General features: G+C 43.3%; 11 protein-coding genes. 2 read left to right on the top strand and 9 right to left on the bottom strand.

The genetic code is table 11. The features are described from left to right. A partial coding sequence (gene yhfH / locus ADA55_RS28585) for a protein YhfH (RefSeq protein WP_082162861.1) occupies positions 1–93 on the top strand: 93 nt, incomplete at its 5' end. A 28-nt stretch (positions 94–121) separates the two neighbouring features. Beyond that, the gene (yhfH, locus tag ADA55_RS28580) at positions 122–262 is read left to right on the top strand and encodes a protein YhfH (protein WP_072274044.1); all 141 of its coding nucleotides are present in this window, start codon (positions 122–124) and stop codon (positions 260–262) included. 127 nt (positions 263–389) lie between these two features. Here yhfH (ADA55_RS28580) and ADA55_RS16180 read toward each other — a convergent pair whose 3' ends face one another. The 9 genes from ADA55_RS16180 to ADA55_RS16140 form a co-directional block, all read right to left on the bottom strand. Beyond that, a complete protein-coding gene (locus ADA55_RS16180; RefSeq protein ID WP_048685769.1) occupies positions 390–2,024 on the bottom strand; it encodes a PucR family transcriptional regulator in 1,635 nt (544 codons plus the stop codon). 157 nt (positions 2,025–2,181) lie between these two features. Then, positions 2,182–2,400, bottom strand: coding sequence for a hypothetical protein (locus tag ADA55_RS16175; RefSeq protein ID WP_034304894.1), 219 nt, complete (start codon positions 2,398–2,400; stop codon positions 2,182–2,184). 16 nt (positions 2,401–2,416) lie between these two features. Then, positions 2,417–3,901, bottom strand: a complete 1,485-nt coding sequence (locus tag ADA55_RS16170; protein ID WP_048685766.1) for an NCS1 family transporter — start codon at positions 3,899–3,901, stop codon at positions 2,417–2,419. Positions 3,902–3,942: 41 nt separating this feature from the next. Next, complete coding sequence (gene hydA, locus ADA55_RS16165; RefSeq protein WP_048685764.1) at positions 3,943–5,361, bottom strand: dihydropyrimidinase; 1,419 nt, start codon at positions 5,359–5,361, stop codon at positions 3,943–3,945. A 14-nt stretch (positions 5,362–5,375) separates the two neighbouring features. Continuing rightward, positions 5,376–6,662 (bottom strand): NAD-dependent dihydropyrimidine dehydrogenase subunit PreA, encoded by a 1,287-nt coding sequence (gene preA, locus ADA55_RS16160; protein WP_048685762.1) that lies wholly within the window; start codon positions 6,660–6,662, stop codon positions 5,376–5,378. A gap of 27 nt (positions 6,663–6,689) precedes the next feature. After that, a complete protein-coding gene (locus tag ADA55_RS16155; RefSeq protein WP_375543390.1) occupies positions 6,690–8,048 on the bottom strand; it encodes an NAD(P)-dependent oxidoreductase in 1,359 nt (452 codons plus the stop codon). Between the two features lie 713 nt (positions 8,049–8,761). Next, positions 8,762–10,027 (bottom strand): GTPase HflX, encoded by a 1,266-nt coding sequence (gene hflX / locus ADA55_RS16150; RefSeq protein WP_048685758.1) that lies wholly within the window; start codon positions 10,025–10,027, stop codon positions 8,762–8,764. A gap of 271 nt (positions 10,028–10,298) precedes the next feature. Further along, on the bottom strand, positions 10,299–12,422 hold the full coding sequence (locus ADA55_RS16145) for a heavy metal translocating P-type ATPase (RefSeq protein ID WP_048685757.1): 2,124 nt from the start codon (positions 12,420–12,422) through the stop codon (positions 10,299–10,301). Next, the gene (locus ADA55_RS16140) at positions 12,415–12,786 is read right to left on the bottom strand and encodes an ArsR/SmtB family transcription factor (protein WP_048685756.1); all 372 of its coding nucleotides are present in this window, start codon (positions 12,784–12,786) and stop codon (positions 12,415–12,417) included. Before ADA55_RS16140 ends, ADA55_RS16145 begins: the two co-directional genes overlap by 8 nt. Positions 12,787–13,190: the final 404 nt, after the last annotated feature.

The following is a 13,190-nucleotide window of genomic DNA, read 5'->3' as shown; positions in this document are numbered from 1 at the left end:
AAACAATGTACGGAATGCGGGACCCATATCATTGAACAAGCTGAATCCTATCTCTTGGAATGTGACCGCTGCCTTTCCAAACACGAAGACTGATTAAACCAAATCATAAGGAGGAATCATCATGCAAACCAAAAACCCATTGGAATTCTTCAGGACACTGCCGCCTAAACAATGTACGGAATGCGGGACCCATATCATTGAACAAGCTGAATCCTACCTCTTGGAATGTGACCGCTGCCTTTCCAAAAAAGATGAATATTAATAAAAGATGCTGACATCAAGGAGCTATATAGGCCATTTTGATGTCAGCATTAACCTTGTTATCTGCCTCCCTTTCCTTGCATTCAAAAAAGGATGTCCCCTGGACACCCTTCAGTCTTACTATCTTTTCATCTCCCAATATATTTATCTACATACTTCCCGTTGATCTTCCTGCTGCTGTATTGTAAGAAGTCCAATGCAAAAATCATGAATTCAAGGCCCAGACGCTTATCGGAACGCATAAAATCAGAACCTAGCAGTTTCTCCAATTTTTCAAGCCTATGATATAACGTTTGCCGGACAATGAATAATTGTTTTGATGTCTCCTGTTTAGAACCGTTACAGGCAAGGTATGTCTTCAGGGTAGGCATTAGCTCTCCATTGTTTTGCTTGTCGTATTCAATGACAGGACCTAAATATTCATATACCGTTTCCTCCAGATTGCCATGTTTATTTATGAGTGAAATCATGCGATGCATATGTAAGTCCTGATAAAAGAAGCTCCTGTTATCCTCTGGTAATGTATCCTGAAGCAGCAACGTCTCACGGGCCGTTTCATAACTTTTATAAATCTCACTTAACCTTTGAACATGCTTACCAAAACCAATGGAAAGCAGCCCCATACGATTACGCCCGCTTACATCCATTTTCATGATTCGATCCACCGCGCTTGTAACCCTTGATTTCCAATCTTCGGATGAACGATTATCACCTAAAATAAAAACAAGATGCTGATGTATTTCCATGGAAAATATCTGAAAGCCGTACTGTTCAAAAACAGTTCTAAACATTATCTTAAAATAGGTTCCATCTAATTTTGCGGAATTTTTATTATACTTTGGGTGTTGTTTGCAAATGCAAACAATTCCGCCATCCAACTGCATTTTCGGATCAATATAGGAAAGCCTTTCCCGGATTGCTTCGTCACTATATTCACCTTCAATCCAATTTGTAAGCCATATACTTTCTTCCGACATTTTCTTTTCTTCTATATATAACTCCCTTAATAGATGCTGTGCCAATGCGGTAGCCGTTCGATCCAAGATCAATGAATCAAAATCAGTCAACTCCCTGCCGTTGCTGCAAATGAGCAGTTCAGCATAATTTTCACCAAGCACTTGAATCGGCTGTCCAAGAACGGTTTTATCCAATTTCCGCTTCTCTTCATATATGTCCGCTACCATTTGATAGGTTGTTTTTTTCTTTATTTTTGGAATGCTGGCTATATCATTTTCATTAAAGATAAGAATAACCTGTACATTTAAATAGCTGTGGAGAAATTTTAGGATTGGTTCATAATGGTCAATTTCGAGGAGATTTTTATTTAACTGCTGTGAGTAGTTTTCTAAGTTGGAGATCATCTGATATTGTTTATTGATGATAAGGGAATGTATATCCTGCGTGATTTCCACGAAAGGGACTTCTTCATGAAATAGGATGATAGGGAATTGCCGTTCATTAGCGAGATCGATGGCACATTGCGGCACTGCCATGGTGTTGGCGCCGATCTCTATACAGAGTCCAGCTGCATCGCATTCTATTAATTGTCTTAAGCAGGATAGAAATGTGTCATCGCAGTCTTTCCACCCTAAACCGGTAGTCAGTATCAGTTCGTTTCCATTTAACAAATGGCTGATTTGGGTGACTTCCATGCAGTGGACCCACTTCACTTGACGCTTTATCCCACTGCTGCCTGCAATTATATCCGTCAGATTAAAATGCTTGCGTGTTAGAATTTCCTCGATTGTAATCGATGTATTCATCCAGCCACATCCTTTTATAAAACTGCTTTAAAATCTATTATAAACGGACAACCCTTAAATCTCCAGACACTTGTCAGAAAATCTAACGTCAAAATTCTACAAAAAACTCGAACAAAAAGGACCCATTCATGAGGAATAGGCCCGGTCCGCAACTATTTCAATTCAATTTTTTTTTGAAAAGCAATGTAGAGAAGTATTTCCTTCCTTCCGGGGTTTTGATGTTCAATTGCTTCCATTCCTGCTTCGTTCCTTCAATCAGTTCAAAATCGAGAAAGGCTCCACTTAAACTTTCGGAAACCCGGGTGATTCGATATCCTCTTTCAAGCAAAAAATCGATTTGTTCCCTTTCTAAGCGATACTCTTGATATTCGGACATTTCCATTCCCCCTTTTTCAAACGTTCTCCTTGCCGGTCGAAGCCGTAAAAACCATCTCTTCCTCAAGTTCTGGACCTTTTTCAATTATCCAATCCCTTCCAACTGAAATGCCTAAATATTTCTCATCGCTCGGATCGATGATTTCAGCTTGTTCATATCGCTTGAACCACCAATACTTAGCTAATATAAAATAACTAGCACCGCCGAGAAGGAAACCGATAATAAACGAATAATTTGAAAAAATCGTGGCACCGATTCCTCCAATCACCCAAGAAATGATTCCTGCCCAATTGACTCCATTCAAGTACTTATACTGGCCTTCACTTTCATAGAGTTCTTGTACATTCACTCTCCGTTTACGAAGGAAATAGTAATCCGCTACCAGGATGCCGACAATGGATGCCAGGATTCCACCTATTATTAATAAAACTTCTATGATGATGCCGAACAGGCTCCATGGCTGAACTACTATCCCAATAACCCCCGCTACAACGACTCCCGCCCAAAATGGCATTTTAGGACCCATGACATTGGAGAAAATGGTAGCTGCGGGAATGACATTGGCCGTAGTATTCGTCGACCATTGAGCAAATACGATCATGATCAAAAGGACGCCGAGGGCAATTCCATTTGCTGATCCCTGTATGGCAACTACAGGGTCATAATTGGAAACAGCCATATAAGAAACCGCTCCGATAATCACCATGAACGTCTGGGTGATGGGATAGGTGATAATATTCCCAATTATTTGCCCCTTATTGCGCTTGAACCAATTTTTTTCATTTTTTGGTGCCTTTATATAGCGGGAAAGCGTGGGCATATCTGCAGTCAATGTGCCCCAAAATCCCATATTTGCCATAATGACGACCATGAAAGCCGTTGCGGCGGCCCCGCCAGTGACCGGACTTTCAATCCAGGACCATACCTCCCTTCCTTGGGCCACAGCCTGATCGGATAGAGTGAAATACATCCATCCAGAAATTAGAATGATGACGGGCGCCGCCAAGTCGGCGAATCGTTCAATCGACTTTATTCCCATTGCCGTGTTGACTAATTGTAAAACGGCAAAAATGAGGAAGCAGATAAACCAATTATCAAAGTCAAAAAGAGTTGTAAAGATAGCGTTCATTGCAGTGGCTCCAAAGTAAGTATTGAGGCCGAACCAGCATGACGCTACAAAACCGCGCACAACCGAAGGGATGTGGGTGCCAATCGTACCGAACGGCGCCCTCATATAGACTGGAAATGATATTCCATGTTCAACACCAATATCCCCTGTCATTGTCATCAAAAAGCCGAGAACCACACAGGCAATGACAGTTGCAAGAACGACCCAGCCTAAGGATAAACTTTGAACACCGTTCCCACCGATCGCGAAGGCAGCCAATACTACAGCCATGCCCACCCAAATGAAACCAAATCCGGCTGCACTTATGTTTTTCTCACTATGAGGTATAGGCAGCAAATCGGGAGACTTTAAATAATCTTTCTTCTCACTCATAAAAATCCCCCTAATTTAATTTGCAAGATTCCTTACCGAAGTTAGACTGTAAGCTTTTTCACGGTATCCGGCTTTAGCGCCGAATTATATTTTGCCCGTTTCAAGAATTGTCCTTTTCCAGCTTCGCCTACAAATTGTTTGTCTTTAATGACGAATTGACCTCTCGATAAAACGGAAACCGGCTCACCCGTAATTTCCATACCCTCAAACGCATTATAATCCACCGCCATGTGATGAGTATCTGCAGAAATGGCTCTTTCAACTTTCGGGTCAAAAATGACAATATCAGCATCCGAGCCTACGGCAATCGTCCCTTTCTTAGGGAATAACCCAAATAGTTTGGCAGCACGCGTAGAGGTCATGTCGACGAATTGATTCAAAGTAATGCGCTCTTTCATGACCCCTTCAGAAAAGAGGATACTCATGCGGTCCTCGATCGTTGGGCCGCCGTTCGGGATTTTCGTGAAATCTTCACGTCCAAGTTCCTTCTGTCCCTTAAAGTCAAAAGAGCATTGATCGGAGCCAATCGTTTGCAGCTGCCCCATTTTCAAAGCATTCCATAGCACTTCCTGGTTTTTCTTCTCCCTTAACGGCGGGGACCATACATACTTAGATCCTTCAAAATGGGGCTTTTCAAGATAAGACTGGTCAAGAACCAAATATTGCGGACAAGTCTCACCCCAAATATCCACCCCTTTATTCCTTGCCTCAGTGATCTTTTCAACCGCATCTTCACAGGTAACATGAACGACATAGAGCTGGCCATTTGCCATTTCCGTCAGTTTAGCTGCACGTCCAGTTGCTTCCCCTTCAAGCTCCGGAGGCCTTGTTAATGCATGGTAAATTGGATCGGTGTTCCCTTCGGCAAGCGCCTGCTTTGTAAGATAATCGATGACATCACCATTCTCAGCATGAACCATGACAAGTGCGCCAAGTTCCTTTGCATGCAACAAAGTGCGGTATAGCGTGGCATCATCCGCTTGAAAAACATTCTTGTAAGCCATGAACACTTTAAAGGACGAAATCCCTTCATTATCGATGATACTTGGCAACTCAGCCAATACTTCATCATTAATCTCACTGATCATTAAATGAAAACCATAATCTATGGCCGCTTTTTCATTGGCCTTTTCATGCCATGTTTCAATTGCTTTCTTTAAAGGCACCCCTTTTTCGGTCAGGCAAAAATCGATGATCGTTGTCGTGCCTCCATATGCAGCAGCGATTGTGCCTGTTTCATAATCATCCTTTGTCGTTGTCCCGCCAAATGGCATATCGAGATGGGTATGCGGATCAATGCCCCCCGGAAAAATATATGCGCCTTTTGCATCAATGATTTCAGCCCCCTCAGCCGACAGGTCCTTGCCAATCATTGTAATCTTCTCATTTTCAATCAATATATCCGCTTGATACGTATCTGCAGCCGTTGCAATCGTTCCATTTTTAATGATTTTCTTCATATTCGACCCCTCCATCATTTTACGAAATCAACACTTTCACTGCTTATGCCCCCAAGGAACGATTGGCGTTCATTCCACGTCATTGGCGGTAATTCATTTGTCAATTCGATCATATCGATCGCCCCATCTGCCGGACAGACGATCGAGCATAGATTACAGCCTACGCAATCCTCTTCTCGCACTCTCAAGAATGAGCTGCCTGACGTGTCCTTTAACATATCTATACATTGATGAGATGTATCTTCACACGCTATATGGCATTTATTGCAGTTAATGCACACATCATTATTAATGCGCGCAACGACCTTATAATTAAGATCTAAGTTCCCCCAGTCGGAATAGCGCGGTACGGACTTACCGACAATATCCACCACGGAGGATATCCCTTTTTCATCAAGATAATTGGACAGTCCATCGATCAAGTCTTCAACTATTCTAAAACCGTGATGCATGGCAGCCGTGCAAATTTGCACTCCAGTCGAACCCATCAGCAAAAATTCCACCGTATCCTGCCAATTTGAAATGCCGCCAATTCCCGAAATGGGAACATTGATCATTTTATTCCTTGCACACTCTGCCACCATATTCAAAGCAATCGGCTTCACAGCGGGACCGCAATACCCTCCGTGAGCACCCTTGCCGCCTACATGGGGAATCGTATTCCATGAATGGATATCCACTCCTGCCAGGCTGTTGATCGTATTGATCATGCTTATTGCATCCGCACCGCCGCGCACCGCCGCTTCAGCCGTAACCGTAATGTCGGTTATATTGGGTGTAAGCTTGACGATGACTGGTTTGGATGCAGCTTCCTTCGCCCAGTATGTTTGCTTTTCAACCAGTTCTGGAACCTGTCCCGAAGCAGCTCCCATCCCACGCTCTGCCATACCGTGCGGGCAGCCAAAGTTCAACTCGTAACCATCGACCCCTACATCTTCTATGCGCTTGATGATCTCATGCCACTTTTCCTGTTGTGGCTCCACCATCACCGATGCAATGATTGCATGATCAGGGAACCTCTTCTTCGTTTCATATATTTCCTTCAGATTCACTTCCAGCGGACGGTCCGTTATCAATTCTATATTGTTGAACCCGGCAACTCTTTGTCCATTAAAACTGACCGCTGCAAAACGTGATGAGACATTCAGGATGGGGTCACCCAATGTCTTCCAAACAGCTCCTCCCCAGCCAGCTTCAAATGCACGCTGAACTTGATAACCCGAATTAGTAGGTGGTGCTGAAGCAAGCCAAAAAGGATTGGGAGATTTAATACCTGCAAGATCAATTGATAAATCAGCCATGATAAGCCTCCTATTTTTCATAGTTATTTAAGCAATATCCACCGCTTCGCCCATCAAAATCGAGTCAATTTCATAGGCTGTCTTTTTCCCTTGCTGGGCAGCTGAAACAACCATTGCCTCACCTTGGCCTTTTCCGAAGATCACGTCACCGCACGCAAAGATCTTTTCATTCGATGTCCTGTAGGAATCACCCTCCAATGTTACGACGCCATCATCATGTTGGATGCCGAACTGTTCAATCAATCCTACATACCTTGATTGGCCTATGGCACGAATGACGCCATCGACCGGAATGACGAACTCTGATCCGGTAATTTGGACTGGACGGCGCCGGCCATCTTCACCTGCCTCGCTAAGCACCATTTTTACGCACTCGATACCCGTTACCTGACCGCTTTCATCCGATAGGATCCTGGAGGGGGCAGTCAGCCAGTGAAAACCGACACCTTCTTGTTTGGCAAACTCATATTCAAAATCATAGGCAGTCATTTCCTTTTGGGTACGACGATAAATAATGCTCACCTGTTCGGCGCCCAGGCGAATGGAACAGGTCGCGGCATCGATCGCCGTGTTTCCAGCCCCAATCACCGCCATCTTCTTCCCAATGAATTTATCAGTGATTGTCCCTGTTTTCGTTGCCTTTACGAAATCGATTGCATCATAAACTTCAGCTAAATCCTCCCCTTCAATCCCAAGTTTAGGAACATCGGACATGCCTATCGCTAAAATGACCGCATCATGGTCGGCAATCAGCTGATTTGCGGAAACATCCACCCCGACCCGTGTATTCGTTTTAATATCAACATCCAAACTCTTTACTTGTTCGACTTCCCAATAAGAAATGCTCTGAGGTAAACGGAACGATACAATTCCGTAAGTATTTAATCCGCCTGGATTCTTTTCAGCTTCGAAAATGGTTACACTGTAGCCAAGCAAGGCTAGCTCCCTTGCTGCAGACAAACCCGCCGGACCGCTTCCTACAATGGCAACTTTTTTGCCATTCTTCTTCCCGGCCTTGAATAGGGCTTGTTTATTTTGGATGGCCCAATCTGTGGAATAACGCTGGAGATTGCCGATCATGATCGGCTTTGTAGAATGGTTCAGGACACATGCCCCCTCACATAACTCTTCAGTCGGACATACCCGCGCACAGCTGGCACCGACAGGATTGGCCGTCATGATTGTCTTGGCCGATCCTTTAAAATTACCTGATGCTATCTTCTTGATAAAACCGGGAATATCTATTCCTGTCGGACAGGCTTGGATACATGGGGCATCATAGCAGTATAAACATCGATTTGATTCTTCCAAAGCTTCCCTTGGGGATAATCCCCTCTCCGCTTCCTGAAAGTTAATCTCTAGACCACCTTTTAACGGGCTCGTCATACTCATCCACTATTTCTCCTTCCAAACATTTATTTTTGAAAAATAAAAAGGGAGGAATTGCGTGCATTCTCTCTGCTGTCCTCATATTTAAACGATTGAAAGCATTGCCAACATGGTTTCCATCAATTTAATCACCTAACAAGTCATGGCGATTTCCCAGCCAAAAACCTCTCATTTTGTTTATTATTTTCTCTCTCATTCTCTCACTGGCCACGCCCCGGTCCCTGTTTCCTTCAAACACAAAAAAGCCCCCCCTACTAATCTTAAAAACTCAAATCCTGATGATAAATCAGAGAATTGAGTATTCTTTATTCTATAATGTTGAAAAGCAAGTTACATTATACAAAGTGTAAAGTATTTCCAGGCACTAAATTTGCAATATGTAATATTCATGTTATATTTCCTAACAATAAGTGATAAACCTCGTCATTTTTCTACATCCAACCTTACTTTTCATCATACTTACTGATATTTTTGGCTGATTTGTTCCGATTACCTGCTTATCAACACTTTGTCCACATAAAAAAAGCCCAGAAACGAAAATTCTTGGTTTCCTGGGTCTTTTCACTTTTATCCACAACTTATTCACATATTATATGGCGTTATTCTCTTTGTTTTTGCAGAACAGAGGCACTTCACCAAAAGTTATCCACATTAACGAATCGACTTTTCCACTTATCAACAACCCATTAACAATTTATCAACAGGCAGGCTCATTCCGGATGTATAACGTATCGTTTATATTTCTCATAATCCGTTTTCTTGCACTCAAGCTTTATTCGATATCCGAGCGCCTCATATTCAGTTTCCGTTATGTGGCCATTTTCATTGAAATAAGAAACCAGCTGCCCTTGATCAAATGGAATCAGCATTTCACAGTGAGTATAGTCGACAAAAATATGCTTGCGAATTTGATTTATCAATTCCTCGATGCCAACTTTGTTTTTTGCTGACATATATACAGAGCCACGATTCACCTGAGGGATAACCAAATCGGTTAGGTCCGATTTATTATACGCAAAGATCGTCGGAATCCCTTTAATGCCTATATCGTTTAAAGTCTTTTCCGTTATCTCTATTTGCTGCTCATGATTAGGATTGGAAAAATCGACAACATGGATCAACAGATCCGCTTCTACCACTTCTTCCAATGTGGATCGGAATGCCTTCACTAGATGATGAGGCAATTTAGACACAAATCCCACCGTATCCGTCAATAAGAATTCCTTTTTATCCGGCAGCGGAATGTTTCGGACGGACGTCTCAAGCGTAGCGAACAGCATATCCTTCTCCAACACCTGCTTCTCTGCAGTTGGATGGAACATCTCAATCAGTGCATTCATGATCGAAGATTTACCTGCATTGGTATAACCGACTAAGGATACGACAGGGATGGCATTCTTTTTCCGCTGTTTCCTCTGCGTTTGCCTGTGTGCAACAAGGTCTTCCAGTTCTTTATTCAAAACACTTATATTTTCCTCGATCCTCCTGCGGTCAAGCTCTAACTGCTTTTCACCTGCTCCTTTGTTTGTACCAACCCCGCCGCTCTGACGCCCTAGTGACTCCCTTAAACCAACGAGACGCGGGAGCATATACTGCAGCTTTGCCACTTCTACCTGAAGCTGTGCTTCCTTCGTTTTCGCCCGATGCGCAAAAATATCCAGAATCAAGATTGTCCGGTCAATCACCTTGCAATCCATGTCCCTCTCCAGATTACGAAGTTGCGAAGGGGAGAGCTGGTCATTAAAAATGACGACATTAGCTTCTTTATGCTCAACGAGATTTTTCACTTCCTCGATCTTCCCGGTACCGATAAAATGTGATGAGTTCACCCGATGCAAATTTTGTGAGATGGTCCCTGCAACCTCTACCTCACATGCTTCCGTTAAATTGGCCAATTCCTCCATCGAATACTCAAAATCCTTTGAACCGTTGAGATTGACTCCAACCAAAATTGCCCTCTGCTGTAATTCCATCATTTCAAATCCCTTCCGTACATACCTTACTCCCTATATTATACTTAAACAAACTGTCATGCTGCCTAAAAGCCAGCACATTGTAGCATACCAGGCATCGCTTGCATAACGGTTACTGCCCTTAGCAAAGTGTTTTTATGGGACTTCCTTTTACTTTCTACAAAAAAATATGACGACCGACTACTTTTTTCAAAGTTTCACATGAAACAATTGGAAAGCTCAAAATAAAAGCTCCCTGGTGCACCTTAAGATGCACCAGGGAGCCCATATTATTCTATTCTTTTATTCTCAATAACCTAAGACTGTTCAATGTAACTAATAGCGTCGCACCCATGTCGGCAAAAATCGCCATCCAAAGTGTTAACCAGCCCGGCGCTATCAATAATAAGGCCAGGACTTTAATCACCAATGAAAACGTGATGTTCTGCTTAATGATTTTTAATGTTTTGCGGCTTAAGCGGATTGTATAAGGCAGCTTCGATAAGTCATCACCCATTAAGGCAATATCGGCTGTTTCCAGGGCCGTATCCGTGCCCGCCCCTCCCATTGCGATTCCTACCGTGGAAGCTGCCAAGGCCGGAGCATCATTGACACCATCGCCTACCATGGCCACTCGATCGTATTTTTGTTTCCATCGTTTGATGATGGTCAATTTATCCTGCGGCAATAGCTCCGCCTCAATCTCATGAACGCCAGCTGCCGCTCCAATCGCTTTTGCCGTTCCGATATTATCGCCAGTCAGCATGATCGTTTTTTCAATGCCTAAAGCATGCAGTTTCCGAATGGCTTCCTTACTGCTTTCCCTTATTTCATCAGACACCGCGATGAGTGCCAGGAGCTTCACTTGATCGCCAAGCACCATCACCGTTTTCCCTGTATTTTGATAGCCACTGATTAATTTAAGCACATCATCAGAGAAAACGAAACCTGCCTCTTCCACAAAAAGGTGGGGTTTACCAATGTAATAGATTTCTTGATTGATTTTCCCCTTTACCCCTTTACCCGTGATCGCAGTAAAATCCTCCACCAATAAAGAATGATAGTCCACATCGGAGGTTTCCGCCTTTTGAAGAATGGCCGTGGCAAGGGGATGCTGTGATCTGCTTTCTAAAGCAGCGGCGATAGCCAGCACGTCCTGTTCATTCAACACATCAGATAACATTTTGAAATCGGTCACCTCAGGTACGCCCTTTGTTAAAGTACCCGTTTTATCAAACGCGATTGCCTTTAAGGCTCCCGCTTCCTCCAAATGGACCCCGCCTTTAATCAGCACACCATGTTTCGCAGCATTTCCGATTGCTGTCACGATGGCGATGGGCGTGGAAATGACCAAAGCACAAGGACAGCCGACAACCAGTACTGCCAATCCCCGATAAATCCATTCACTCCAATCCCCGTTCATCACGATCGGGGGTAATACCGCAATGGCCAGGGCAATGAGCATGATGGCCGGCGTATAAAATTTTGCGAATTTATCCACGAAGGCTTGGGAAGGAGCCTTTTCGGCCTGTGCTTCTTCAACAAGGTGGATGATTTTTGCAATCGTCGTATCCTCGACCCGCTTCGTGACCTCCACTTCGAGCAGCCCTTCACCATTTAGGGTTCCGGCAAATACTTCACCCTCAACCGTTTTAAAAACCGGCTCGGATTCACCAGTAATGGCTGCTTGATTAAGTGTCGAGGCGCCCTTCATGATCCGGCCATCCATTGCAAGCTTTTGACCAGGTTTAACGATCATGATGTCGCCCACTTCAATCTCATCAACAGCAACCATCATTTCATGATGCCCTCTGCGGATCAAAGCTTCTTTAGGTGCGATGTTCATTAATGATTCGATGGAATTACGTGCCTTATCCATCGAATATTTTTCCAATGCTTCACTTATCGCAAATAGAATGACGACGGTCGCGCCCTCGCCCCATTCACCAAGCACGGCCGCCCCGAAAATGGCAACCGTCATAAGGGTGTGCATATCAAAGCGAAGCCTTACAAGGTTTTTCAAACCACTGACAAATAATGAATATCCTCCAACTATGATTGCAGCCGCATAACCGATTACCGGCATGATGCTTCCATCAGCATATCGATTATCCAATATCCAGCTTACCAGCAATAAGATAACCGAAAATACCACTTTAATATTTTCCCTTTGCTTCCAAAATGGTTCCTTTTGAGTTGCCTGTTCCTGTTCACCGCGGATCTTCAGGTTATCGAAAGCTCCCGCCTTTTCAATCTGTTCAATGGTCGCGCTGCCCTGTACCGATATCTTCGAGGCGCCAAAGTTGATTTTGGCATCCTTCACACCCTCTAGTTCACGGACATTGTTCTCGAATTTAGCCGCACAATTCGTGCAGGATAGACCCTGGATACGATATGTTTTCATTGGGGACTCAGCCATCGGCCCTTACCTCCTGCTGATGTTCTAATGCAATGAGAATCAATTGCTTAATATGGTGATCATCCAAAGAATAAAAAGCCAACTTACCTTCTTTTCGATATTTTACGATTGCATGTTTATAAAGGGTACGAAGATGATGTGACGTCGTCGCCATCGAAGCACCAATGATATTGGCCAGATCGCACACACACAATTCCTCGTCCGTACAGAGCGCATAAGCTATCTTCGCCCTATTTTCATCGCCTATAACCTTAAACAGCTTCGACATGCTGGATATATCCACCTGGCCCATTTCCTCTTGAATGCGATTGACCTTCACTTCATCATGCAGGTGAACATCACATATATCTTTCAGTTCCGTCATCTTCTCACACCTCTCATTCAAATATTCGTTTGATTATAATATAACATAATTCCCTGAATATTCAAATCCATATTTGAATGTATAAGATTCTTTTCCACTTCCCAAAGAAATGAATGAAAGTGCCCATATGTTTTTATATGTGGGCCATCGTTTTTTTGTTTCCCTTTTTGCTAACAAAAAGTTCATGCTGCCCTCTTCCCTGATCTTCAGGCGAAAAAAAGAAGGGACATAAATTCCTTTACGCCCCTTCAATCAATGATTTCAGTAATTACCTATCGTTACCTTGATACGTATAATATATTTAATTTAGTATTTTTTAGAAAAACTATGATATACTTAGTCAAACCTTTTTAAGTGTTTTACTTTACTTGTACCATTTACCCTGCTTATCGTTTAGCAGGGTT

This window comes from Bacillus sp. 220_BSPC (genome assembly GCF_001054655.1).
GTDB lineage: Bacteria > Bacillota > Bacilli > Bacillales > DSM-1321 > Peribacillus > Peribacillus frigoritolerans.
This window is presented reverse-complemented; position numbering and strand designations above follow the sequence as displayed.

Bases quoted from the DNA above. Each gene is read 5' to 3' on its own strand.
- hflX (WP_048685758.1), bottom strand. From the start codon at position 10,027: ATGATGGAATTACAGCAGAGGGCAATTTTGGTTGGAGTCAATCTCAAC.
- preA (WP_048685762.1), bottom strand. From the start codon at position 6,662: ATGGCTGATTTATCAATTGATCTTGCAGGTATTAAATCTCCCAATCCT.
- ADA55_RS16155 (WP_375543390.1), bottom strand. From the start codon at position 8,048: ATGACGAGCCCGTTAAAAGGTGGTCTAGAGATTAACTTTCAGGAAGCG.
- ADA55_RS16175 (WP_034304894.1), bottom strand. From the start codon at position 2,400: ATGTCCGAATATCAAGAGTATCGCTTAGAAAGGGAACAAATCGATTTT.
- ADA55_RS16140 (WP_048685756.1), bottom strand. From the start codon at position 12,786: ATGACGGAACTGAAAGATATATGTGATGTTCACCTGCATGATGAAGTG.
- ADA55_RS16145 (WP_048685757.1), bottom strand. From the start codon at position 12,422: ATGGCTGAGTCCCCAATGAAAACATATCGTATCCAGGGTCTATCCTGC.
- ADA55_RS16170 (WP_048685766.1), bottom strand. From the start codon at position 3,901: ATGAGTGAGAAGAAAGATTATTTAAAGTCTCCCGATTTGCTGCCTATA.
- hydA (WP_048685764.1), bottom strand. From the start codon at position 5,361: ATGAAGAAAATCATTAAAAATGGAACGATTGCAACGGCTGCAGATACG.
- ADA55_RS16180 (WP_048685769.1), bottom strand. From the start codon at position 2,024: ATGAATACATCGATTACAATCGAGGAAATTCTAACACGCAAGCATTTT.
- yhfH (WP_072274044.1), top strand. From the start codon at position 122: ATGCAAACCAAAAACCCATTGGAATTCTTCAGGACACTGCCGCCTAAA.